The organism is Amycolatopsis pigmentata, from assembly GCF_042684065.1.
Lineage (GTDB): Bacteria > Actinomycetota > Actinomycetes > Mycobacteriales > Pseudonocardiaceae > Amycolatopsis_E > Amycolatopsis_E pigmentata.
In genome coordinates, this window is record NZ_JBHUKR010000007.1 from 536,289 (window position 1) to 559,326 (window position 23,038).

Here is a 23,038-nt window from a genome sequence, read left to right on the forward strand (position 1 = left end):
CTCGTCATCGCCGACCTACCTGTCGCGGCACGGCGACCGCATCCGTGACCGGGCTGTGCTACTCCGCTGACTTCCCAGCGTGATCCGGGCTGAGGTGATCTCCTCGCGCGCGGGTTCACCCCTGACGGGCCGGGTGGTGCCGGTCAAGGGTTTCTCGGAGGCCGCGAAGCGCTCTTGACCGGTGCCGCCCGGCCTGGCTGCCCTCGGACGCGCCGTATCGGTTAAACCTCAGAAGATGATGAGCGGCTTTATGACGTCGTCAAGCTTCTTGTCGGAGACCTCGAACGCTGGTTCCATGTCGTCGAAGTGAAATGTATGGGTCGTCATGAGTGTTGGATCGACGCGCTTGTTCTCCAGGACCCGCAGCAGGCGTTGCATGCGCAGCCTGCCTCCGGGGCAAAGTCCTGTCGCGATCGTCTTGTCGGCCATTCCGACACCCCATGCGAGGCGCGGAATGTGGACGAATTCCCCTTCTCCGAAGTATCCGGTGTTGGACACGGTGCCGCCGGGTTTCGTTATCTTGACGGCGGTCTGGAACGTGATGTCCGCGCCGAGGGCTTCAATCGCGGTGTCGACGCCCTCACCTCGGGTCAGGTCGAGGATACGGTCCACGACGTCCTCTTTCGTGAAGTCCACGATCAGGTCCGCGCCATAGGTTCGGGCAAGTACCTGCCTTTTGGGAACCGACTCGACTCCGATGATGAATCCCGCTCCACGGAGTTTGGCTCCCGCGGTCGCCATCAGCCCGACCGGTCCTTGAGCGAGCACCGCGACGGTCCCGCCGATAGGGATGTTCCCCTTTTCTGCTCCCATGAACCCGGTGGAGAGCATGTCGGCGCAGTACACCGCCATGTCGTCGGGGACATCGTCGGGTATCTTCGCCATATTGGCGTCGGCTTCGTTCACGTGGAAGTACTCGGCGAATACGCCGTCCTTGGAGTTCGAGAATTTCCAACCGCCCAGCGGCACACCGGACTGTGACGAGTGACCGCCCTGCGATGCGGGGTCTCCCCAGTCGGGAGTGATAGCGCCGACCAGGACACGGTCACCGGGCTGGAAGATCTTCACCTCGCTGCCCACATCGTGTACCACGCCGACCGCTTCATGGCCCAGCGTCAGGTTCTCCCGTGGCCCGATACCGCCGGCGACCGTGTGCGAGTCCGACGTACAGATAAGGGCTCTGGTTGTCCGGACAACGGCATCGTTGGGCCCCGGGCGTGGTACCGGCTTGTCCATGAAGCCGACACGGCCGATTTCCTTCATCACAAATGCTTTCATGGCGCCTCTCATGTGTCCCCGGGCACGAGTGCACCAGCGACTGCCCTTGCGATGCTTCACCTTGTGCGGGTGACACTGTCTTGTAGCATCACGCGATTTTCTTGGGCCGTATCCGATAAATGACAAAGGGCTCGCTGATGCTCGCCATCTCGAGCGTTTGCCCACCTAACCCCAGGCAGGTGATGTGGCACCGCCATGCCGCTGTTAGGCAGGGGTGGCTATGTCCGTGCGCTGTCCGATAAGCGAGGGGTGCCATGCTCACGTTCGTCGCCTCGGAGTTCGACGGGCCGCGCCGTGCCGGTCAGCGAGGTTCGCGAGAATGTTAGAGCCTGATCCTGCCTTCAGACCAGTTCGCACCCGGGACGGCTATCCGCCGTTGGAGGATCTTGGGCTGATCGGTGATGGGTCGACCGTGGCGCTGGTCGGCCTGGACGGCAGCATCTGCTGGCTGTGCCTTCCGCGCTTTGATTCCGAGCCGCTGGTGTGCGGCTTGCTGGACCGGGATCACGGCGGTCACTTCAGCATCACACCCGACGGCCTCATCGAGGCACGGCAGCGCTATGAGCCCGACACCGGGGTGCTGGTCACCGAGATGCGCAGTGCCACTGGCACTGTTCGTCTCACCGATGCGCTGGCGTTGCGCCCCGGCGCTGACCTCACCGATGACGTTCCCGCGGGCCGGGGGGAACTGGTCCGGTCAGTGCTGGTCCTGCACGGGAGCGTCCGGCTGCGGGTCGAACTGGAACCGCGAGGCGGCGCGCAGGCACGAGCTGCCGCCAGCGGCCTGGTCGTCATGCCCGCGCGGCGGCCGGACCTGCGGCTACATCTGCGGTCCAGCCGCCCTCTGAGCGGCCTGCACGGCAGCTATGAGCTCCGGCAAGGAGAATCGCTGGATTTGGTGCTGTCGTGGGGACGCACTCGTCGTCACCACCGGTTCGACGCCGGCGCGATGCTGCAGGCGACCGTGGGGGCGTGGCGGCGTTGGATGACGCGCTTCAGCTATGAGGGCCCGGCCGAGCCGTTGGTGCGGAGGGCCGCCATCACGTTGAAGTTGTGCGACCACTGGGTCAACGGATCACTCGTCGCGGCGCCGACGTCGTCGTTGCCTGCGCCGATCGGTGGGGTACGGAACTGGGATTACCGCTACACCTGGATCCGGGACGCGGCCTTCACCGTGTTCGCCATGCGCCGGATCGGGTTCACCGATGAGGCCGACGCGTTCCTGGGCTGGGTCCTGGACGCCTTCGAGCAAGGCCGGCAGCCGCGGATCATGTATGACCTCGACGGGAGGCCGGTGCCCGAGGAATGGGAGGACACCGGGCTCGAAGGTTACCGTGGCTCCGCGCCGGTGCGGTGGGGCAATGGCGCGGCGGACCAGCGCCAGCACGACGTCTACGGCGAGGTCTTGGACTGCGCGGACCAGTGGGTCCGCGCCGGCGGCCACCTCGAGCAGCCGCTGTGGGCGGCGCTGGTCCGTCTGGCTTCGACGGCCGAAGATGCCTGGCGCCAGCCTGACCAGGGCATTTGGGAGGTCCGCAGCAATGGCCGGGTCTTCACCTACTCGGCGGCGATGTGCCAGGTGGCGCTGGACCGGGCCGCAACCATCGGCGAGCGGCTGGGTCTTCCCGGGCCGGTCCCGGCCTGGCGAGCCGCTGCGGTCAAACTGCGCCAGATCATTCTGGACGAGGCGTGGAATGAGGAAACCCGGACACTCAGCGAGCATCTCGATGGCGGCGGCAGCCTGGACGCCAGCCTGCTGGCACTGCCGCTGCGGCGAGTGGTGCCGGCGACGCACCCGCGCATGGTGGCTACCGCCACCGCCGTGGCCGAACGCCTGTCTGCCGGCAACGGCCTGCTCTACCGCTACTTGCACCACGACTCACCCGACGGCATCCCTGGTGATGAGGGGGCCTTTGTGCTGTGCAGTTTCTGGCTGGTCGACAACCTGGCCATGCAGGGCCGGCTCGACGAGGCGGAAGCACTGTATGCCTCCCTCTGTGCCCGGGCCAGCCCGCTGGGCCTGCTGCCGGAACAGATCGACCCGTCGACGGGCGAGTTCAGCGGGAACTACCCGCAGGCATTCAGCCATATCGGCGTGGTCGCCAGTGGCGTGACGCTCGCCCGGGCCAGAAAAGGTGCTACGACATGATCGAGCGACTGGCAATCTTCGGGGCGACCGGTGACCTCACCGGTCGCTACCTGCTGCCCGGACTCGCCGCGCTACGCGCGGCCGGGCAGCTCGGCGACGGCTTCCGGCTGACCGGTGCCGGCCGGGAGGACTGGGACGGCGACGAGTTCCGGCGGTGGGCCACCGCCCAGCTCGACCGGCACGCCGAGGAGTTTCCGGTTTCCGCCAGGCAGGCCGTCGTGTCGTCTTCGGACTACCTTCAGGCCGATGTCACCGACCCCGCCGCCGTCGCGGCTGTCGTTGCCGGTGACGAGCCCGTTGCCGCATACCTGGCGCTGCCCCCGGCGGTGTTCCCCGCGGCGGTGACCGCGCTACACGAGGCGCACCTGCCGCCGGGCAGCAGGATCGTCCTGGAGAAGCCGTTCGGCGAGGACCTGGACAGCGCCATCGAACTGAACCGTTTGCTCGCCGACCTCGTGCCCGAGCAGGCGGTGTTCCGCGTCGATCACTTCCTGGCCATGACCACGGTCCAGAACGTGCTCGGCACCCGGCTCGCCAACCGCATGCTGGAGCCGGTCTGGAACGCCACGCACATCGCCGAAATCGACATCGTCTGGGAGGAATCGCTGGCCCTGGAGGGCCGGGCGAGCTATTACGACGGGACCGGGGCACTCAAAGACATGCTGCAGAACCATCTCCTGCAGCTGCTCTGCCTCGTCGCCATGGAACCACCGATCAGCCTGGGCGAACGTGATCTGCGCGACCGCAAGCTCGACGTCCTGCGCTCGGTGCGGCCCCTCACCGACGCCGACATCGTCCGCCGCACCCGTCGCGCCCGCTACACGTCGGGGCGGATCGGCGACCGCGACGTCCCCGCCTACACCGGTGAGACCGGCGTAGACACCGCCCGCCGCACCGAGACCTTCGCCGAGGTCGAACTCGAGCTGGACAACTGGCGCTGGCCGGGCACCGTCTTCCGGCTCCGCACCGGGAAAGCGCTCCGGCGGGACCGCAAGGAGGTGGCCGTGCACTTCCGGCACGTACCGCACCTGCCCCTCGGCCACAGCGGGGAAACAGTGCCCAACGTGCTGAGATTCGGCCTCGACCCGGAAAACCTGACCCTGGACCTGACCGGCATCGGGGCCCACGCCCACACCTTTGTCCCGCTGACGTTGACCGCCCGGATCGACCCGCCCGGGTTACCCGCCTATGGCCGCCTGCTGCGCGACGTGCTGGACGGGAACGCGGCCCTGTCCATCCGCGGCGACGAAGCCGAAGAAGCCTGGCGCGTCCTGAGCCCCGTGCTGTCGGCCTGGTCCAAAGACGTCGTCCCGCTCGAGGAATACCCCGCCGGCTCGGTCGGGCCTGGCCCCAGGCAGCGGGAGGGCCCCGGCTAACCGACCGGCTCGGCCGCTCCACGAGTTGCCTGCGCGGAAGGAGAGAAACAGCGATGGGACACACCGGACCGCAGCTGCGCAGTCAGCGACTGCGCATGGTCAACCACCAGGGAGACGCACTCCGCCTCGGCATGAACTGGACCGAGGAAGACCTCGGCAAGCCACAGGTTCTGGTGGACAGCGCCTACGGCATGGGCCACCCGGGCACGTTCCACTTCCGCGAGCTGATCGAGGAAGTCAGCAACGGCGTCTACGAGGCCGGCGGGAAACCTGGAGTGTTCACCGTCAGCGACATCTGCGATGGCGTCGTCCAGGCCACCGACGGCATGAGCTACTCGCTCATCTCCCGCGACATCATGGCGGCCATGATCGAGATCCACGCGCTGGGCCATCCCCACGACGGCATGGTTCTGATCTCCGGCAACGACAAATCGGTGCCCGCGCACCTGCTCGCGATCGCACGCTGTGACCTCCCCGCCATCCACCTGCCCGGCGGCACACAGCTCAACGCGCCCGACTACGTCACCTCGAACAAGATGTGGGAAATGGGCGCCGCCGTCGAACGAGGCGAGATTGCCCGGCAAGACCTCGAGCACGCGCAGCGTGGCGCCTGCCCGACGTGCGGAGCATGCCAGTTCATGGGTAGCGCCAGCACCGGGCAAGTGCTGGCCGAGGCGCTCGGGCTCGCCCTGCCCGGGTCCGCGCTCGTCCCGGCGCCGCTGACCAAACTGCTGCGCTACGCCCGCGCGACAGGCAAACAACTCGTCACCATGATCCAGCGGAATCTCACGCCACGGCGCATCCTGACCCGTGAGGCGTTCGAAAACGCCATCATCCTGCACGCCGCCGTGGGCGGGTCGACCAACGCGCTCCTGCACCTCCCACCCATCGCCCGGGAGGCAGGCGTCGAGATCACCATCGACGACTTCGACCGAATCCACCGGCGGGTCCCGGTGCTGGCCAACGTCAAGACGACCGGCCGGTACCCGGTCGAGTACTTCTGGTACGCGGGCGGCGTTCCCGCCGTCATGCTCGAACTGCGGGAAATGCTGCACCTCGGCTGCCTCACCGTCACCGGCAAGACGGTGGGAGAGAACCTGGAGGAAATCGAGCACAACCCGTTCTTCTTCGCCGAACGGCGCGGCTACCTCAACAACGTCAAGGTCGACCGGGACGAAATCATCCGCCCCCGGTCCGACCCCTTCGCCACCGACGGCGGAGTGGCCGTGCTCTACGGCAACCTCGCGCCCGGCGGCGCGATGATCAAGACCTTCTCGGTACCCGAGGAAATGCACGTCCACACGGGGCCCGCCCGGGTCTTCGACTTTGAAGAGGAAGCGATCCACGCACTGGTCAAGCGCCAGATATCAGCCGGAGACGTCCTCGTCATCCGCTACGAAGGACCACGCGCGAACGGCATGCCCGAGATGTACTACGCGGCCGCTATCCTCTCCGCCGACCGCGTCCTGAACACCACCACCGCGATTGTCACCGACGGCCGCTACTCGGGTGCCATGCGAGGACCCTGTATCGGCCACGTCGCCCCCGAAGCACTCGATGGCGGACCCATCGCGCTCATCGAGGACAACGACCTTATCGAAATCAACGCCCCCGAACGGCGCCTGGCGGTCGTCGGAATCAAAGGCGAACATCGCCCGGCAGAGGAAGTCGACGCGATACTCGCGGAGCGACGCGGAATCTGGAAGCCGCCGCGGCCACGCCACAGCAGCGGGATCCTCTCCTTGTACTCACGTGTCGCCCGCGACACTTCGGAAGGCGCCTCCATCACCTAAGAAAGAAACACCAAATTTTCTCATGAAGGCGACGAGAAATGACGAAGCAGACACAGCCGACCGTCGTCATCGCCGACTATGATTACGGTGACGTGGAGATCGAGCGGGCGATCATAGAAGACGCCGGTCTCCGACTGGTCGCCGCCGACTGTAAGACCGAGGACGATGTCATCGACGCCGCCCGAGACGCGGACGCGATCATCGCCCAATACGCCACCGTCGGGGCCAGGGCCATCAACGCCTTCACCCGGTGCAAGGCCATCGCACGCTACGGCACCGGCGTCGACGTCGTCGACGTGGACGCGGCCACACGACGCGGCATCCTGGTCACCAACGTCCCCAACGACTGGTGCCAGAACGAGGTCGCCGACCACGCCATGGCCCTGCTTCTCGCCGCCACCAGGAAAATCTGCGCCTACGACCGTGCCACCCGCACCGGAACCTGGCGATGGCAGTCCGGCGAGCCGATCCATCGACTTCAGGGACGCACCCTCGGGCTGCTGTCTTTCGGCGCGATCGCGCAAGCGATCGCAGCCAGGGCACACGCGTTCGGCATGCTCGTCATCGCCCATGATCCCTACCTGGAACCGGAGGACGTTGTCGCTCACGGCGCCCAGCCGACCTCCTTCAACGAGTTGATCGAGCATGCGGACTACCTGGTGATCCAAGCACCACTCACCAAACAGACCCACCACCTCATCGGCGAGCCGGAATTCCGTCGCATGAAACCCACATCGATCCTCATCAACACAGCCCGCGGACCCATTGTCCACGACCACGCCCTCTACACGGCGCTGAAGGAAGGCTGGATCGCCGGCGCCGGCGTTGATGACATCGAGGAAGAACCCGCCAAACAGCGGAACTGGGAACCAGTGAACCCACTGTTCGGCCTCGACAATGTGATCATCACCCCGCACGCGGCCTACTATTCCGACGAAGCGATCCGCACCGTCCGCGACTTCGCCGCCCACGAGGTGGCGCGGGTACTCACCGGGCAGCCACCGCTGTCACCAGTAAACGCAGCCCAGCTCGCCATCGTGCAGCCGGGACCGTCGTCGCGGGCGGGAACCGGAGAGCCCATCGGGAGCCCACACGATCAAGGGTGATTCGCAATCCGTGACCGGTCCGCAGCCCGGATACCATGTCGATCCTGTGGGCCTAACGTGCCGGCATACGAACCACGACGTGCTGGTCGAAGGGCCTGAGATCAGGGTTCGGCCAGTGGGTGCCCGCCGTCTGGCGGCAGGTGATGCCCGACGAGCGACGACACGGTCGTTACCGAATGACGCCGTTGCAAGCTGATGGGTTCGCCTGGACTGCGCCCAGCCCACCCATCTCCGGCCCGTGTTCCGCACGTGCTGATTGGCCGATCAGTGACCGGTTCCCAGGTGTTCGCCGGCGTCGACTGCTGCCCGGACAACTCGAGGCGCGCGGCTGAGGTGTGCTGTGGTGAGCGCCATGGCATCCCCGGTCCGCCAGGAACGGGCACGGTGGGTGCACCGCCTGCACAGTCCTGGTCGCGCTGGGCGCGGCGTACCCCTCGTATCGGCACGGGCGGGACTGTTCGCGCTGCGGTTCGTCGCGGACCACACCACTACCGTCATCGTGGACGTGCTACGGAGCACAAGCACCACCCGGAAACCCACGACACTATCGTGCATTCCAATCGTGGCAGCCAATTCCGGCCCCAAAAATACGTCAGGCCCGTCATCCACACCTCATCGCTACGAAAGCCTCGGACTAGGGTGTCAGGCCATGCGCCACCGTGATCAACGTCAACCGCCCAGGCGGGCCTCCTTGCGTATACAGCCTGACAACCTGCGAATGCGCCGCAAACCGATAGCGCGCCGCCGCGGTATCACACCCGATTCTCGACCGGCCAAGCGCTGGAACGTCTCAGCGGTATGGGCAACGTTGACTACGGTCCTGTTCGTAATGGTCGCCGCAATCGGTGGAACATCATGGTGGCTGTACCAGGAAGGGCGACCGGGCATGCCCGTACCAGGCTCGTTCGACGACGAAGCCTCACGGGGTCTGATTTTCGTATCCGGACCCACCGGGGCCAAGATCTCGGCCACGCTCACCTTCTCTGGTGACGCGCTCAACGAGGCTACGTTGACGCTCTGGACCGACAACCCGCGCGACGACGACCCGATCGCGGTTCAAGTCAACCTCTACAACCGTGCGTTGATCACTCAAAACGACACTAAATCGACCGGCTTCGACTTTTTTGAGACCGAACACGATCCCTCGTCGTCGTATAATCGACAGGTCGGCGTGGTCAACCTGGTCCGGTCGACCGCAAGCAGTACCACCTCTAGCTGTGGAGCCAGCGAGTTCTGGGGAATCCGAATGGCTCGTTCGGTGTGTCTTCACTTCCGCGAACAACTACTAGCCAAAGACAGGGCCAGAATCGCCGGATCACTGCCCACGCTGTTCTGGCCGCTGACCTGCCCACGACCAGCGGCGGCAAAAGGCGTTGAAGATCACACGGAAGTCCTGGGGTTCAATCCCGCTCTCGCCACCGTGAATAACTCCTGCGCAACCGCCGATCCTGTCCCTGACCTGCCAGGCGTTCGCGTCCAAGTAGATGCCAAGCGTGAACCGGTTCGCATCGACTTCGCCTCGCCGCCACCCACGGACGCGGGCAAACTGGTGTGGGATTCCGAACAGGGTGGCGGTGAAGCTGTCGACGTCAGCTACGCCCTGCTCTCCGAGGAAGCACTCAGGCAGAACTACCAGTTCCTGTCGGGAGTGCTCATCGGCATCGCCGCGGCGGTCTTCCCGTTCGTCGTGCAGACGGCCGGTCGAATACGTCGTGTTCGCGGTTAGCGCTGAACGAGCCCACTTCTTGCTGTCACCATTCGCCCTTCTTGGCGAGCGTGCCTGATCCGCAGCAGAACCCAGCGAATAACCACGATCCATGAACCACGGAAGTGGTCAGTTTTCACGCGCCGCCGCCACGGGTTTTCTGAACCGCAGGAGGCGGTCGACCGGTACCACCCGACCAGCACCACTCCATGCCAAGGCGCACTCAAGCTTTGGCAAGAGGACCGCACCGAGTTTGGTTGGCTCGTGGGTTGGGTGGTTCAGGCCGCCCTCGCGCGCCATCGTCGCGCGGCCGAGCGGCACAGTATCGTGCATCCGCACTGGTGCGGTGTCGAGCGAGAGACTGGATAAGGGATCTCGTCATTGGCCGGGTACGTGGGTCGAAGTACCCGAGCAAAGCGTCGACCGCAGGTGATCGGGATCCGTAGCCACCTCTGCAACGGCTGCCGTCGCCGCGCGAGGTGAGTTCGTCGAGCAGTCCGGAAGTAACCTCGCCGGTCCTCGGCGTCAGGTCAGGTTGTGATCCTCGTTGGCTCTGTTGGGGAGCCAGCACTGTCCCTGGCTGTCCGGCACTGCAAATGGAGCAGTAACGCCTGGCCTTAGATCGACGACTTAGCGATCGTGGCTGGGGTCGGCGCGGCATGTGAAGCGGCCACTGACGCGGCGAGTCATTAACTAATCATGCAGAGGATAGGATTCGATGCCAAAGGCGCCAAGCAATGCCCAGACTCTCATAACACGAATCTTTGAATCGTGGAAGTCTGACAACCTTCCCGATTCGGACGACGGCACTGCGTTCGAGATCTTTGCATCGGAGTTAGTTCTGAGGCCCTACGGGTTGCCGATGGAGGATATTCAAACAGGAATTGTAGGCGGAGGACAAGATGGCGCAATAGACTCGATCTACGTCTTCTTTGACGACGCTCTTCTTGACGACGATTCCGAGGTCTTGTCAAACGATGCTCGACCAACAGAATTTGGCCAAGATCGCAACCTTGAACTTTGGGTCATACAGGCCAAACGGACACCATCGTTTACCGAAGAGGCAGTCGAAAAATTGGAGAATACTCTTCGTCGCATCCTTGACCTTTCGCTAAAATTAGACGAACTAACAAATTTATACAACAGCTCGGTTTTGGCACGAATATCATTGTTTCGATCTGCATGGGAAAAACTTCTAACTCGTCGACCGCTTATACACATAAATGTTGCATACACGACTCCAGGGGATCGAGGTAGCGTCAACCCACAGGTTGAGGCAAAGATATTTGCCCTTAAGTCGGCTATTTCTGAATGTGTCCCTGATGCCAAAAGGATTTCGGTTGATCTGCTGGGAGGAAAGGAACTTCTGGCCCGCTACAACGATCGACCTTCGTATACACTTACGATGCGCTACCAAGAAAGCGCCACCAGTGGAGAATCACATGTCGCCCTCGTGAAACTGAGTGAATACTATTCGCTCATCGTGGACGAGAAAGGTCGGTTGCGTCGTCATTTGTTTGAGTGGAATGTTCGTGATTATCAGGGGAACGTTGCGGTAAATCAAGACATTAGGAAGTCTTTGATCGACGCCGCAAGTCCAGAGTTTTGGTGGCTAAACAACGGCGTTACCATCCTTTGCAAGGAGGCCACGAGCGCGGGTAAAACGTACTCATTGACTGATATCCAGATCGTCAATGGCCTCCAAACAAGTCACGAGATATACGAGGCTTTAAGAAATTCGACCGATCAGGCCGTCGATCGCATGCTACTGGTACGAGTTATTGTGACGGCGGACCCGAAAACAAGAGATCAGGTTATTCGTGCAACTAATAGACAAACTGCTGTAACGGATGCATCACTTCGCGCGACAGACGAAGTTCAGAGAAACATTGAAGATTACTTCCTAACGAAGGGTTGGTACTACGATCGGCGAAAGAACTTCTACAAGAATGAAGGGAAAGACCCATCGAAGATTGTCGGTATCCCATTGCTCGGCGCAGCTGTAACGGCGACTGGCCTATTCCGCCCTGATAAAGCTCGAGGAAAACCGTCTTCGCTTTTAAAGAATAATGAAGATTACAAGTCGGTATTCGACCAGTCAATAGCCCTAGAAATCTACTTTTGGGTAGCTCAGCTTCAGCGGCGAGTGGACGCATTCATAGTGTCAGAACTGGCGGCGGCAACTACTCCCCAGAAAAGTAATCTCAAGTACCATCTGTCGATGTTACTTGTGGAACAACTGCACGGCGGACGAGTAAGAAGTCCTCAACAGCTCGGGCGAATTGCTAATAACTCATCGCTCCCGACCGATAGCGAGATGGGTGAATTATTTGATAAATTGAAGCAATGGTCTGATAATTATACGAACCGCGAAAGTGTAATTCTAGAACGCGCCACAAAATCGCAGAGATTCACGGATTACCTACTTGATCTGGCAGCGGAAGGCAGGGCCAGGGATTCTTAAGCGCGAGTGGAGGCGCCCTCGGAGCACGGCTCTACGACGCGGTTAGATGTGTATTCCGGCCCAGCGGGCGAGGTTGGCGAGGGTGTTGGTGCGGTAGCGGTCTTGGGTGGCGAGGGTGGTGATGGTTTCGCGGACTTGGGGGTGGTAGCGGGTTTGTTGGGGTGAGGTGTGGCGGGCGTGTTGGAGGGCTTGGAGGGCTTTGTGGCGGTTGCCGTGGAGTTGGTGGCCGCGGGCGAGGTCGATCCAGTGGTGGCCGATGCGTTCGGGGGGTGTGGTGGGGTGGAAGTGGACGTCGTGGGCGCGGGTGATGGCTTTGGTGCCGTCGCGTTGTTCGACGGCGAGGGCGACGGACCAGATGGCGACGTTGGTGGGGCCGAAGGCGAGGCGGTAGTCGTCGCGTTCGCCGGTGTGGGTGGCGGCCTGTTGGGCTTCGGCGAGGTGAGCGTCGGCGGTGTCGGCATCGCCCGCGCGGGCGGCGGCAAGTCCGGACTTTAGGTGCAGGTTTCCCCAGGTCGACCAGGTGGCTGGCGACGCGGTGCCGAGTTCGGGTTCGAGTTGGGCGCGGGCGTTGGCGAGCAGGCGTAGGGCGCTGTTCCAGTCGGCGGCGTTGATGAGTTCGCCGGCTCGGCGGTAGTCGCCGATGAGGATGGCGAGGGGGTCGCTGGAGTGGGTGGCGGCCCATTCGTAGCGGTCGACGGCGATGGAGGCGAGGTCGGTGTACCCGAGTTGGGAGGTGAGTTGGTCGGCGGCGTAGTAGGTCTCGGCGAGCAGGCCGTAGGCGCGTTCGCGGTCGTGGCCGGTGTGGTGGTGGGTGGCGGTGCGGAGTTCGGCGAGGAGCGCGGGGAGTTCGGCGCCGAGGGTGTCGAAGGTGGCCGCGTGCCGCAGTCGTGAGGCGTGGTCGACCGCTGTCGCGAGTTCGGGTAGGGGTCGTGGGGTGATGCCGGGTTCGGGTGGGAGGCGGTAGGCGGTGAGTTCGCGGCGGAGGTCGGGGATGACGGCGTGGATGCGGTGGTCTTCGCGGGTGTCGATGGGGTAGGGCTGGCCCATGAGTTGGGTGGCGGGGATGTGGAGGGCGCGGGCGACGGCGGCGATGAAGGCGGGTGAGGCGGGGACGCGGGTTTGTTCGACTTGTTTGACCAGGCTGAGGCTGAGGTGGGCGCGTTCGGCCAGTTGCTGTTGGGTCAGGCCGGCGAGTTTGCGGGCGGTCTTGACCTGTCGGCCGATCGCGTCGCGGTACTGGTCGTCTCCGGTCATGGCTTTTCGTCTCCGGCGTTTCCGGGTGTGGTTTCCTCTGTTGTACTCCTTGACCGTAGCGGTGTATTGCGTTTTGTTCCTTCCTTGTCCGTCGCACGGAGGACATCCCTTTACGTTCTGTCGTAACACCGGGATACCTGATCACGCCGATGCGCGTGACGTCCGGTGGCCGAGATGAAGGAATTGAGGAAAGGAGCAGGGATAGCGAATGGTTGCCACGATTGATTTCCGGGTCGATCCGACCAGCTACGCGTATCTGCAGATGGCCGAGCACCTGAAGGCACGTATCGAATCCGGCGAACTGGAGCACCACCGGGCGCTGCCCGCCGAGCGCCATCTGGCGGATCAGTACGGGGTGTCGCTGGGTACCGCCCGCCGCGCGACCGAGGAACTACGTCGGCGCGGTTTGGTCTGCACCTTGCGCAGCAAAGGTTCCTATGTCATCCACCCCCGCACCGGGTCTGGCCAGCACGGGCAGCCAAGCCCGGTATTACGGAGTCTGCCGGTCGCGGAACCGACCGCCGACCTGGTGGCTTTTCCCGACCTGGACCGCTGAGACCCGCGTATTCACTCGAATCGGCAGTCGCACGGTTTTTCGACCGATGTGGGCTTGCCGGACGCTCCCTGGTCCCCCCGGATGTTGGTGTCGGTCTTCATCGTTGGGGAGCGTCGTATGGCGGTGACGGATGCGGATGTGGTGGCGGTGCGGGTGTTCCCGGTGCTGCGGCGTCTGCTGGGCCTGCGGGAGAGCGGCGGGTGGTTCTTCCAACCCCTGTTCTCCGACAGCCGGTTGCTCGTCGTGGCCGGGGCGCGGCTGTGGCCGGGCGGCTGGTCGGACGCGATCGCGATCCGCACCGAGACCGACGCGAAAGGCCTCCGCTGCGACCCGGTGGGCGGGGTGGTCTGGAACCGTGAGGGCGGTGTGGCCGACGTGCTCGACGGCTTGCTCGAGCTTCCGGCCCCGCACGAACCGAACGCCCCCCGACTGGTCACGGCACACGCCCCCCGACTGTGGGTGCCATAACCAATCCCCCCGCAGCGCTGGCTGCAGTCTTCTCGCGACGAGCCGACCTGCGAAACACCCGGTGAGCTGGCACGATAGGCAACCAGCCGATCACCGGCCCGGCCACACGGATCTCACGATTTTGTCACGGTTTGATTAACGGTGTCGTTTTTGGGGCCGAAATCCGGAGTCCAGAATCGCCAGGATTTCTCGGTTCTCGACCGGAAGGCGGCGGTGATCATGACGGGCAGCGGTCCAGGCGCTGGTGAGGCGACGGTTGGCGGGGTGCCGTTGGCGGTGCATTTTGGGGTGCAGGTGGGGGTTCCCCTTGGGGTGCAGGCCAGAGTTGCCGGGTCGGCCTGCCGGGTTGCGGGCGTGTTTGTGCTGGTCGGTGGGCTGTGGCGGGTGCGGTAAGGGTGCCAGACTCAGTGGACATCCAACACAATTTCCCATCTGCCGCCGTGGGCGCGGGGTGGTTGACGGTGCGGGATCGGCGGGTGTTGGTGTTGCTGGAAGAGCATTTCACCTTCACCACCTCGGAGTTGGCGGTGCTGGCCGGGTTCGGGTCGCTGACCACCGCGCGGCACCGGCTGGCGGTGTTGCACGCGCGGGGTGTGCTGCACCGCGCTCGCCCGTTCCGGCCCGGTGGCGGGTCGTTCGAGTGGCACTGGATGCTCGGCCCCATCGGCGCCCGGATCGTGGCCGCGCAGCGCAGGGTGGCGCCGATCAAGCCAGCGAAGGTGGCCGCGCGGTGGCGCAAACTGTTCCACGGCTGGCGGTGGGAGGAACTGCACGCCCAGCACGCCTGGTTCTGCACCCTGATCACCACCGCACACACCCACCACGGCCCCGGCGGCGAGTTGGCCGTGTGGCGCTCGGCGTGGCGGGTCAGCCGCACGTGGAAGGCCACCACCGACGGCCACGGCATCTGGCGCTACCCCGACGGCCGCGAACTGCCGTTCGTGCTCCTGCTCGATGACCCGCCCCGGCTCGGCGTGCCCGAACTCCGCGCCCGGCTCACCAGCATCCCCGACCCCGCCCTCCCCTTCACCCACCGCGCGGGGTTCCGGCCCGACACCGTGACCCTGGTCTGGTGCTCCACGCTGCACCGCGAACAGACCCTCCGCCGCGCGATCACCCGACACCTCGGCGCCTCCACCGGCATGCCCGTTGCCCTCGCCTGCGCCGAATACGCCGAGCGCGTCCCCGCCGGACTGCATGACCGCGTGTGGGTGCCCTTGGGCCGCCTCCACCGCCCCTCCGGCCGCCACACCCTCGCCGAGATCGCCGACGCCGTGACCGCATCCACCGGGCCTGCGCCGGTCGCGACCGACCCGGCTGGGTATTGGAGGGAGGTGACGAGCAATGACCAGGTGATCCTCGACCACGACACCGACGGCCGCCGATGCGCCTAACCTTCGACGGGCCGTCTTCATTGCGTACCAACGAAATCTGACCCCGCAATGCGTCGAACTGCCTCAACCTCGGCGAGAATCTCGCCGCTGGTGTCGCGGCGGCAGTGAACGGGTTCAGTCAACCGGTGATCGCTGGCCCTGACGGGCGCCACGGCAGTCAGGGAGTCCAAGCGGCACACGGTTGCAGCAGCGTAGACCCGGCCAGCTCTTGAATCGCGCGTCACGGCGCGGCCACCACCCCAGCCACGAACCCTCCCGCGTGGGGGTTCCAGGGGTGTTGGTGACGATGGGCTGGCGAGTCCTGCCGAGCGACGGTTTACCCGTGACCACCCGACCAGCGCCCGCGATCTTTCGCCACACCGGCTCGCGGGCACCGAGGTGTCAACATGCCCCAACATTCCGAGCACGACACCGGCCACGGCGGCAAGAACGCCACCGTGCTCCCACTCCGCACCACCCGACGGTCCACACAGGACACCTGGCGTGTGGAACGGATCGACACCGAACCCATGACCACCCAACACCACAACCTCGCCATCACCACCCTCGCCACGCTGCTCACCCAATGGAGAAACCACCACGACACCACCACAGAAAAACCCGAGAAAGCCGCGTAATGGCACGGCGCTCCGTTTCCCCTTCTGATAACAAGAGCGATAATTGGTGCGGGAAACCGGTCCGTGAACCGTGCTTTCTCGCCAGACCAGTCATTGTCCGATAACCCGCGATCGTCCTGTGGCCGCCCGTACCGGCGGCCACAGGACACGCGGAAATACCGCATTGAGGGGGTTCGTATGGCGCGTTCGACGACCGCGCGGCGCAGCAAGAAAGCCGCCATGACACTGCTCGGTGAGGATGTGCGGGTGGGGATCTATGTGCGGCGCTCCACCGACGATGATCACCAGCCCTACTCCATCGAAGCGCAGGACACCCGCCTGCACGCCTACATCGACTCCCAACCCGGCTGGCGCCTGGTCGCCCGGTTCCCCGACGACGCTTCCGGCGCCACCACCCACCGCCCCGGTCTCCAACGCGCCCTCGCCGCGGCAAAAGCTGGGTTGATCGATGTGCTGCTGGTGTATCGGGTCGACCGGTTCTCCCGCAACCTGCGGGACATGGTCATGCTGCTCGACGACCTCGACGCCACCGGCGTGGTGTTCCGCTCGGCCACCGAACCGTTCGACACCTCCACCCCGATGGGCCGCATGCTGGTGCAGATGCTGGGCATGTTCGCCCAGTTCGAACGCGACACCATCATCGACCGCGTCATCGCCGGCATGGAACGCAAACACGCCAAAGGCAAATGGAAAGGCGGCAAACGCCCCTACGGCTACCAAGTCCACCCCACCACCCACACGTTGACCGTCGATGAGCACGAAGCGGTGATCGTTCGGCTGATCTTCAGCCTCTACACCCGCCAACGGCTGGGCACCCGCGCCATCGCCACAATCCTCAACGAGCGTGGCCACCGCACCACCACCGGCGGCCGATGGTCAGGCCACCAAGTCATCCGCGCCCTCAACAACCGCACCTACCTCGGCGAACTGACCTTCCGCGACAACACCATCACCGACACCCACCCACCGATCATCGACCTCACCACGTGGGAGCAGGCGCAAGCCATCCTCGACACCCGCGGCGAATCCCAAGCCCACCGGGCCACGTCCGGGTCGGACTACATCCTCACCGGACGCCTGCGCTGCCCCAAATGCGGCAAACCCATGATCGGCACCCGCGCTACCGGACGGAACAAGACCTACCGCTACTACACCTGCTGGAACCGCGCCCGCTACGACGCCACCACCTGCAACGCTAAACGCCTCAACGCCGACGCCGTCGACACCGCCATCCTCAACGCCCTGGCCACCTTCTACCGCACCCAACATGCCCTCATCCACGAGGTCATCGCCCACGAACAGAAACAACACCACGCGGCCAACGCCGACCGGCACACCGAAATCGAGGCCATCGATGTCGAGATCAGCAAGACCGGGCACGCGATCGACCGGTACCTCACCGCGTTCGAACACGGCACCCTCGACGACCACCTCCTCGCCGAACGCCTGAGCGACCTCCGCGCGAAAACCCAGCAACTCCAGACCCGCCGCGACGAACTCGCCGCTGCCCTTGATACCGAACCCGCCGCACCCGAGCCTGCGGCCCTCACAGCGGTGGCCGATCACATCGGGGAGATCATCGCCACCGGCACCCACAACCAGATCAAAGCCCTCGTCGAAGCACTGGTCGCCAAAGTCACCATCACCGGACCCGACCGGCTCATCCCCGTCTTCCGGATCCCCCAACCCCGCGCCGACGACGAAGGGGCCATCACCGCTCAACCAGCGGCAACGACCCCAGACACAGCGGTTCGCACAATGACTAAATCGGTGGGCCGCCCGGGGCTCGAACCCGGAACCCATGGAGTAGATGGCCGTCCCGGTGGTCGTCTGTCGTTGCTTGCCGACAGTGCTCCTCACCTCGCCGGATAGCAAACGCAAACACTGACTGCCGACGGATAGGTCTCGGTGCTTGCCGTCGTTTTGTGGGGGATGATCTTGACCGGAAACAACGTTCGCGGACCGGCCTCGGTTACAGCATCCGGCGGTGCGGTCATCGTAGACTTATGAGCATGAGCAGCCCCGAGCGTGACGAGCTGATGCGCCTGGCCCAGGAAATCCCTGACGACCAGGTGCCGGATGCCCTGCGCGAGTTGCGGCGCCACCTCCAGCCAGTCCGCGAGCGGCCGTGGCCTCCGGCCTTCTTCGGGAGTGCCCCGGGTGACGGTGTGAGCATCGCCGAGCAGGCCGACGACCTGCTGCGAGAGGGCTTCGGCCGATAGTGATCATCTGCGACACGGCTCCCATCGTTGCGGCCGCGCTGTACAAGGACCCGAACTACCACCGGTGCGTGGAGCTGTTCACCGGCCTGCGCTTGGCCAACCGGCAACTCCTGCTGCCCTCCCCGATCGTCGCCGAGGTCGGCTACCTGCTGGGAATCAAGGGAGGAGCGAAGACCGAAGCCTTCTTCCTCCGCGCACTGGCCGACCGCGACTTCATCCCCGTCGAACTGACGACCGCCGACTACTCCCGCATGGCCGAACTGGTCGAGCAATACCACGACCTACCACTCGGGACCAGCGACGCATCAGTGATCGCCCTCGCCGAACGGCTGGAGGTGGACGAGATCGCAACCCTCGATCTCCGACACTTCACGGTGGTCCGCCCACGACACGTCAAGGCATTCACCCTACTGCCCTGACGTGTCCCGCCAGGAGAGACTGACCGCCCTGGCAAATCGAGACGTGGGCCGCCCGGGGCTCGAACCCGGAACCTATGGATTAAAAGTCCACAGCTCTACCAATTGAGCTAACGGCCCGTCGTCATGAGCATAGCGGGTTGCCGGATGACCTCCATCAGCGTCCCGTCACACTGAGTCGAGATCGCCCGCGCTGCAGCCCCTTGGTCCACGCGGCGCTCTCGGCGGGCGTGGGCGGACGACCCTGCTTCAGGCTGGTTGCTGTTCCGCAGTGTGATCCTGCCGTCGGGCAGTGGCGCGAGTTCGACGCGGTTTCCGCCACCGGTGCCCCGCGGCCTGGCTGCTCTTGCGCCGCTCGGCGCCTGGCAGGGCGAAACGCAGTAGCAGCAGCGCGACCAGCGCGTGAATGCCGAGGTACACGAGCGCCACAGCGAGCGACCCCAGGGGCACCAGCACGATCGACATGTTCAAGACCAGGTGCAGGAGCACGGCTGCGGGTACCCCGCCGCGCAGCCTCTCACTGACGGAGAGCAGGCCCACCGACTGCAGCACCATCACCACGAAAAAGCCGAGCCCTTGTGCGGTCAGCAGGCCCATCGCGTGCTGGCTGGTGCCGACCAGGAAGAACAGCGGCAGGTGCCAGAGGCCCCAGATCGGGCCGATGACCAACGGGGCGCGCCGGGGCGACATCGTCCGGCGCAGTAGTGGCTGCAGGTAACCGCGCCAACCGAACTCCTCGGACAGCGGCCCCGTGACCAGCGCGAGTCCGACATACGGCAGCCATCCCCCGGCATCCGCCGCGTGGCCGGCGAACTGGCCCAGGTCCAGCACGGGGCCGCCGAACAACGGTGCGAGCGCCGCCGCGCCGACGGAGGGAGCGAGCCCGACCAGCAGTGCGGCAGGCAGCCAGCGCACGACCGCCGCCAGGCCGGCCTGCCGGGTACCGGGGCGGCCGGCGAGCGCGAGCAGCCAGGCGACCAAGGTAGGGCCGCAGGCAGCGACGGTGTAGAGGAGGTACACGAGCGGTTCAGCGATGTCGCCGCCGAGAGCGAGGGCGATCGCCCACCCGCCCCAGCTGAATCCGAAGGTGAGCGCCAAGAAGGTGATGGGCCGGGTCGGGCCGGCACCGGAGAGTCGGCGAAGCATGCCGGAAGCTTCCCTGTCCGTCCGCTCATCGCGGATCGCCGGCATGAGTGATCTTTGGAGTCATTCCTGAGGATGAATCCCCGGCACGACCAGACCCGACTCGTACGCGAAGACGACCGCCTGCACTCGGTCACGCAGCCCGAGTTTGGTCAACGTCCTGCTGATGTGGGTCTTGACGGTGTTCTCGGTGACATGCAGCCGTGTCGCGATCTCGGCATTGGACAGGCCCTGCGCGACCAGGCGCAACGTATCCGTCTCGCGCGCGGTCAGTGATGCCAACACGGTCACCAATGCCGCAGCGGGTCTTTGGGCCGGAGCGGTGCGTTCGGTCATGTTCGCTATCAAGCGGCGGGTGACGCTGGGCGCCAGCAGCGAGTCACCTGCGGCGATCGTCCGTACCGCACTGACCAGTTCGGTCCGCCGCATGTTCTTGAGCACGAAGCCGCTGGCCCCGGCGTGAAGCGCGTCGTAGACGTATTCGTCGAGGTCGTAGGTGGTCAGCATCAGAACCTTGGCGTCGGTGGCGGCGCAGATTTCCGCGGTGGCCTCGATCCCGCTCTTGTTCGGCATGCGCACATCCATCAGCACCACATCCGGGCGCAGTGCGAGGGCGGCCCGGATCGCTTCCTCTCCGTCCCCGGCCTCCCCGACAACCGTCATGTCCGGTTGCGCGTCGAGGATCACGCAGAACCCGTCACGCACCAGCACCTGGTCGTCCGCGACCAGCACTCGAAGCCCCTCACTCATCGACGGCCCCGGACCGCAACGCGGTGGCGCGCGCCGGCAAAGCGAACGTGGCGGTGACGACGAATCCGTCGCCTGACGGGGAAGTACCGGCGTGGAAGGCGCCACCGCATGCGGTGACCCGCTCACGCATGCCGATCAGTCCATGGCCACCTGTGCTCACGGAGGCGCCATGTCCGTCGTCGGCGATCTCGACCCGCAACCGCGTCGGTGACCAGTCGAGCCCGATCCTGACGGTGGTGGCCCCGGCGTGCCGCACCACGTTGGTCAGGGACTCCTGCACCAACCGGTAAGTCGCGACGGCGACCTCCGGCACGACCGTCTCCGGTTCACCGTCCTCGGCGACGGTGACGGCCAGACCCGCGCTGCGGGCACGTTCGGCCAACGCCGCGATTCCCGTCAAATCCGGGTGCGGGGCACGTTCGCCGCGCCCCGCACGGAGGACGCCAAGCGTGCCGCGCAGTTGGACGAGCGTGTCGTGCGCCGTGTCGGAGATCGTGTCGAAGACGCGGGCGGCCCGATCGGGGTCGCGATGCACGAGCAGCGGACCCGCCTCAGCCTGCACCGCGATGAGAGTCATCGAGTGGGCCAGGATGTCGTGCATGTCCCGGGCGATGGCCTCTCGTTCGTGGGCGGCAGCTTTTTCGCGTTCCTCCGCGTGTCGCAGCGCGCGCTCCTCCAGCAGCGCGATTCGGTCGTGGCGCGCCCGAGCGGCGACGCCGATGGCGAACGCGGTCGCGAACACGCCGCCCGACGTGAGGATCGACCCGGGTGCCTTCTCCAAGGTCTGCTGCGTGAAAACCACACCCGCGACGGTGCCGGCCGCCAGGACGACGCGGGCCGCGACCGAGCCGTGCGCGGCGACCGTGTAGGTCGCGACAAGCTGACCGTAGGGCCAGTCCACGTTCCCGTGCGCCACCATCAGCCCGATCGAGCCGACCCCGCACACCAGCGCCACCGGCAGGGGAGCCCGCCGTCGCCACGTCAGCGGAAGAGCGGACACCGCGGCGAAGATCAGCACGACCGGGCGAGCATCGCTGATCACCCCGGGCCCGGCGACTGTCACCAGAAAGCAGGCAGCCCCGATGACCGCATCCCAGGCCGTCGGATGCCGAGTGGTCATCCACCGTCCGATCGACCGAACTCGCTCTCCCACACGGGAAGTATCCACCGCCGGGCTTTTACGAGCCATCAACGAACACGATCGCCGCGGAATTTCCCGAACGGCGATTTCACCCGAGAATGCGGCTCGACAAATTCAACAAATCCCGGCTCTACCAAGAAGGCTCAGACCACCAACCGTCGCCGGCGAACGGCCTTCCCGGGAGGCAGCGGGGCAGGTCACCACCGGTCCCAGTGGACGACCGAGTCGAAATCGCGGCGGTTGGGGTGCTTGATCGGCCGGAGGGGGCGTCCGGACGGGTGGCCGAGTGCGATCAGGTAGGCGCACATCCTGTCCTCGGGCAGGCCGAGGATCCGGCGGGCGAGCGGCTGGTCGGCGACGGCGGAATGGCCGCTGCCGATGCCCAGGTCGGCCGCGGCCAGCATGAGGATGATCGTCGCCTGGCCGAGGTCGTACTGGGTTCGGTCGCGTTGCCCCTCGTCTTGGGGAACGGGTGCGACGAGGGCGATGGTGGCGGCCGAGCCGGCGATGTGGCTCGCTCCTTGCCACACGCCGGACAGTTCCCGCAGCTGGTCCCGGTCGGTGACGACCACGAAGTCCCACGGCTGCCAGTTCGACGCCGACGGTGCACGACGTCCGGCCTCGAGGATGCGTTCGAGGTCCTGCTTCGCTATCGGCTGGTCGGTGTATTCCCGGACATTTCGCCGTGCCCGGATCGCGTCCCAAGTGTCCATTTGTCCGCCGTACCCGATCGGGTCGCATGGAAACCGGGTCGCCGGGAACTCGGTACCCAGGAGGTGAGTGACCATGACGTCACAGAGCGCACGGGTGGGCATGCCGGCCGGCCTTGTCTTCCTGGCCGGTCTCTACCTTGTGCTTTCGCCGTGGGTGGTGGAAACCGCGGGGCAGTTCAGCATCGCCGCGAGCAACACCATCACGGGGCTGGCGCTGGCCCTGCTGGCGGTCGGCTTCGCCCGGCCGACGCACCTGCTGACCGGTATCGCCTGGGTGATCCCGGTCATCGGTGGCTGGGTGATCGGGTCGCCGTGGGCGATCTACCAGGGGTCGGGGGTCGTCCCGATGGATCTCCCGGGCGCGCCCTCGCTGACCACCGGGGCGTGGCTGAACAACGTGATCGTCGGCGCTGTCGTGGTGGTGGCCGGGATCGCCCTGGCGCTGTCGGCGAGTCGGCCCACACCCGTCGAACCATAGGCGTCAGCCGTTCGT

At 65.3% G+C, this 23,038-nt stretch carries 20 protein-coding genes and 1 tRNA gene; 14 read left to right on the top strand and 7 right to left on the bottom strand.

Annotation, left to right across the window (positions count from 1 at the left end):
- Positions 1 to 228 precede the first annotated feature (228 nt).
- Positions 229 to 1,278, bottom strand: coding sequence for an NAD(P)-dependent alcohol dehydrogenase (locus ACFSXZ_RS15485; protein WP_378265711.1), 1,050 nt, complete (start codon positions 1,276 to 1,278; stop codon positions 229 to 231).
- A gap of 319 nt (positions 1,279 to 1,597) precedes the next feature.
- Between ACFSXZ_RS15485 and ACFSXZ_RS15490 the strand changes: the two genes are divergently transcribed.
- The 6 genes from ACFSXZ_RS15490 to ACFSXZ_RS15515 all read left to right on the top strand — a co-directional run bounded on the left by ACFSXZ_RS15490 (position 1,598) and on the right by ACFSXZ_RS15515 (position 11,871).
- On the top strand, positions 1,598 to 3,427 hold the full coding sequence (locus tag ACFSXZ_RS15490) for a glycoside hydrolase family 15 protein (RefSeq protein WP_378265713.1): 1,830 nt from the start codon (positions 1,598 to 1,600) through the stop codon (positions 3,425 to 3,427).
- Positions 3,424 to 4,803, top strand: coding sequence for a glucose-6-phosphate dehydrogenase (locus ACFSXZ_RS15495; protein ID WP_378265715.1), 1,380 nt, complete (start codon positions 3,424 to 3,426; stop codon positions 4,801 to 4,803). The genes ACFSXZ_RS15490 and ACFSXZ_RS15495 overlap by 4 nt, the downstream gene beginning before the upstream one ends.
- Before the next feature lie 53 nt (positions 4,804 to 4,856).
- The gene (gene ilvD, locus ACFSXZ_RS15500) at positions 4,857 to 6,596 is read left to right on the top strand and encodes a dihydroxy-acid dehydratase (protein ID WP_378265717.1); all 1,740 of its coding nucleotides are present in this window, start codon (positions 4,857 to 4,859) and stop codon (positions 6,594 to 6,596) included.
- A 38-nt stretch (positions 6,597 to 6,634) separates the two neighbouring features.
- Positions 6,635 to 7,702 carry a C-terminal binding protein gene (locus tag ACFSXZ_RS15505; protein WP_378265719.1) on the top strand — a complete coding sequence of 356 codons (1,068 nt, stop codon included), beginning with the start codon at positions 6,635 to 6,637 and terminating at the stop codon, positions 7,700 to 7,702.
- 718 nt (positions 7,703 to 8,420) lie between these two features.
- Positions 8,421 to 9,428, top strand: coding sequence for a hypothetical protein (locus tag ACFSXZ_RS15510; RefSeq protein ID WP_378265721.1), 1,008 nt, complete (start codon positions 8,421 to 8,423; stop codon positions 9,426 to 9,428).
- A gap of 841 nt (positions 9,429 to 10,269) precedes the next feature.
- Positions 10,270 to 11,871: an AIPR family protein gene (locus ACFSXZ_RS15515; protein WP_378265722.1), complete on the top strand. Its 1,602-nt coding sequence runs from the start codon at positions 10,270 to 10,272 to the stop codon at positions 11,869 to 11,871.
- A gap of 42 nt (positions 11,872 to 11,913) precedes the next feature.
- On the opposite strand, the gene ACFSXZ_RS15520 is transcribed toward ACFSXZ_RS15515, so the two are convergent.
- Positions 11,914 to 13,125, bottom strand: coding sequence for a helix-turn-helix domain-containing protein (locus ACFSXZ_RS15520; protein WP_378265723.1), 1,212 nt, complete (start codon positions 13,123 to 13,125; stop codon positions 11,914 to 11,916).
- Positions 13,126 to 13,333: 208 nt separating this feature from the next.
- Between ACFSXZ_RS15520 and ACFSXZ_RS15525 the strand changes: the two genes are divergently transcribed.
- The 7 genes from ACFSXZ_RS15525 to ACFSXZ_RS15555 all read left to right on the top strand — a co-directional run bounded on the left by ACFSXZ_RS15525 (position 13,334) and on the right by ACFSXZ_RS15555 (position 18,801).
- On the top strand, positions 13,334 to 13,681 hold the full coding sequence (locus tag ACFSXZ_RS15525; RefSeq protein WP_378265724.1) for a GntR family transcriptional regulator: 348 nt from the start codon (positions 13,334 to 13,336) through the stop codon (positions 13,679 to 13,681).
- Positions 13,682 to 13,798: 117 nt separating this feature from the next.
- Positions 13,799 to 14,149: a hypothetical protein gene (locus tag ACFSXZ_RS15530; RefSeq protein ID WP_378265725.1), complete on the top strand. Its 351-nt coding sequence runs from the start codon at positions 13,799 to 13,801 to the stop codon at positions 14,147 to 14,149.
- A 461-nt stretch (positions 14,150 to 14,610) separates the two neighbouring features.
- Positions 14,611 to 15,543 (top strand): replication-relaxation family protein, encoded by a 933-nt coding sequence (locus ACFSXZ_RS15535; RefSeq protein WP_378265726.1) that lies wholly within the window; start codon positions 14,611 to 14,613, stop codon positions 15,541 to 15,543.
- A 386-nt stretch (positions 15,544 to 15,929) separates the two neighbouring features.
- Positions 15,930 to 16,160, top strand: a complete 231-nt coding sequence (locus ACFSXZ_RS15540) for a hypothetical protein (RefSeq protein WP_378265727.1) — start codon at positions 15,930 to 15,932, stop codon at positions 16,158 to 16,160.
- A 177-nt stretch (positions 16,161 to 16,337) separates the two neighbouring features.
- Entirely contained in the window at positions 16,338 to 18,032 is a 1,695-nt protein-coding gene (locus tag ACFSXZ_RS15545; protein WP_378265728.1) for a recombinase family protein, read from the top strand.
- Positions 18,033 to 18,172: 140 nt separating this feature from the next.
- Complete coding sequence (locus ACFSXZ_RS15550) at positions 18,173 to 18,382, top strand: hypothetical protein (protein ID WP_378265729.1); 210 nt, start codon at positions 18,173 to 18,175, stop codon at positions 18,380 to 18,382.
- Positions 18,382 to 18,801, top strand: a complete 420-nt coding sequence (locus tag ACFSXZ_RS15555) for a type II toxin-antitoxin system VapC family toxin (protein ID WP_378265730.1) — start codon at positions 18,382 to 18,384, stop codon at positions 18,799 to 18,801. The genes ACFSXZ_RS15550 and ACFSXZ_RS15555 overlap by 1 nt, the downstream gene beginning before the upstream one ends.
- Positions 18,802 to 18,845: 44 nt before the next feature.
- On the opposite strand, the gene ACFSXZ_RS15560 is transcribed toward ACFSXZ_RS15555, so the two are convergent.
- From ACFSXZ_RS15560 to ACFSXZ_RS15580, 5 genes are all read right to left on the bottom strand, one after another.
- Positions 18,846 to 18,918 (bottom strand) — tRNA-Lys (locus ACFSXZ_RS15560).
- A 129-nt stretch (positions 18,919 to 19,047) separates the two neighbouring features.
- Positions 19,048 to 19,944: a CPBP family glutamic-type intramembrane protease gene (locus ACFSXZ_RS15565; protein ID WP_378265731.1), complete on the bottom strand. Its 897-nt coding sequence runs from the start codon at positions 19,942 to 19,944 to the stop codon at positions 19,048 to 19,050.
- A 60-nt stretch (positions 19,945 to 20,004) separates the two neighbouring features.
- A complete protein-coding gene (locus ACFSXZ_RS15570; RefSeq protein ID WP_378265732.1) occupies positions 20,005 to 20,691 on the bottom strand; it encodes a response regulator in 687 nt (228 codons plus the stop codon).
- Positions 20,684 to 21,811 (bottom strand): sensor histidine kinase, encoded by a 1,128-nt coding sequence (locus ACFSXZ_RS15575; protein WP_378265733.1) that lies wholly within the window; start codon positions 21,809 to 21,811, stop codon positions 20,684 to 20,686. The genes ACFSXZ_RS15570 and ACFSXZ_RS15575 overlap by 8 nt, the downstream gene beginning before the upstream one ends.
- Before the next feature lie 218 nt (positions 21,812 to 22,029).
- On the bottom strand, positions 22,030 to 22,545 hold the full coding sequence (locus ACFSXZ_RS15580) for a nitroreductase family protein (RefSeq protein ID WP_378265734.1): 516 nt from the start codon (positions 22,543 to 22,545) through the stop codon (positions 22,030 to 22,032).
- A 73-nt stretch (positions 22,546 to 22,618) separates the two neighbouring features.
- On the opposite strand from ACFSXZ_RS15580, the gene ACFSXZ_RS15585 reads away from it, so the two are divergent.
- Complete coding sequence (locus tag ACFSXZ_RS15585) at positions 22,619 to 23,023, top strand: SPW repeat protein (protein WP_378265735.1); 405 nt, start codon at positions 22,619 to 22,621, stop codon at positions 23,021 to 23,023.
- Positions 23,024 to 23,038: the final 15 nt, after the last annotated feature.

Excerpts from the sequence above, each read along its gene's own strand:
- ACFSXZ_RS15485 (WP_378265711.1), bottom strand. The coding sequence starts at position 1,278 with ATGAAAGCATTTGTGATGAAGGAAATCGGCCGTGTCGGCTTCATGGAC.
- ACFSXZ_RS15490 (WP_378265713.1), top strand. The coding sequence starts at position 1,598 with ATGTTAGAGCCTGATCCTGCCTTCAGACCAGTTCGCACCCGGGACGGC.
- ACFSXZ_RS15495 (WP_378265715.1), top strand. The coding sequence starts at position 3,424 with ATGATCGAGCGACTGGCAATCTTCGGGGCGACCGGTGACCTCACCGGT.
- ilvD (WP_378265717.1), top strand. The coding sequence starts at position 4,857 with ATGGGACACACCGGACCGCAGCTGCGCAGTCAGCGACTGCGCATGGTC.
- ACFSXZ_RS15505 (WP_378265719.1), top strand. The coding sequence starts at position 6,635 with ATGACGAAGCAGACACAGCCGACCGTCGTCATCGCCGACTATGATTAC.
- ACFSXZ_RS15510 (WP_378265721.1), top strand. The coding sequence starts at position 8,421 with ATGCGCCGCAAACCGATAGCGCGCCGCCGCGGTATCACACCCGATTCT.
- ACFSXZ_RS15515 (WP_378265722.1), top strand. The coding sequence starts at position 10,270 with ATGGAGGATATTCAAACAGGAATTGTAGGCGGAGGACAAGATGGCGCA.
- ACFSXZ_RS15520 (WP_378265723.1), bottom strand. The coding sequence starts at position 13,125 with ATGACCGGAGACGACCAGTACCGCGACGCGATCGGCCGACAGGTCAAG.
- ACFSXZ_RS15525 (WP_378265724.1), top strand. The coding sequence starts at position 13,334 with ATGGTTGCCACGATTGATTTCCGGGTCGATCCGACCAGCTACGCGTAT.
- ACFSXZ_RS15530 (WP_378265725.1), top strand. The coding sequence starts at position 13,799 with ATGGCGGTGACGGATGCGGATGTGGTGGCGGTGCGGGTGTTCCCGGTG.
- ACFSXZ_RS15540 (WP_378265727.1), top strand. The coding sequence starts at position 15,930 with ATGCCCCAACATTCCGAGCACGACACCGGCCACGGCGGCAAGAACGCC.
- ACFSXZ_RS15545 (WP_378265728.1), top strand. The coding sequence starts at position 16,338 with ATGGCGCGTTCGACGACCGCGCGGCGCAGCAAGAAAGCCGCCATGACA.
- ACFSXZ_RS15550 (WP_378265729.1), top strand. The coding sequence starts at position 18,173 with ATGAGCAGCCCCGAGCGTGACGAGCTGATGCGCCTGGCCCAGGAAATC.
- ACFSXZ_RS15565 (WP_378265731.1), bottom strand. The coding sequence starts at position 19,944 with ATGCTTCGCCGACTCTCCGGTGCCGGCCCGACCCGGCCCATCACCTTC.
- ACFSXZ_RS15570 (WP_378265732.1), bottom strand. The coding sequence starts at position 20,691 with ATGAGTGAGGGGCTTCGAGTGCTGGTCGCGGACGACCAGGTGCTGGTG.
- ACFSXZ_RS15575 (WP_378265733.1), bottom strand. The coding sequence starts at position 21,811 with ATGACCACTCGGCATCCGACGGCCTGGGATGCGGTCATCGGGGCTGCC.
- ACFSXZ_RS15580 (WP_378265734.1), bottom strand. The coding sequence starts at position 22,545 with ATGGACACTTGGGACGCGATCCGGGCACGGCGAAATGTCCGGGAATAC.
- ACFSXZ_RS15585 (WP_378265735.1), top strand. The coding sequence starts at position 22,619 with ATGACGTCACAGAGCGCACGGGTGGGCATGCCGGCCGGCCTTGTCTTC.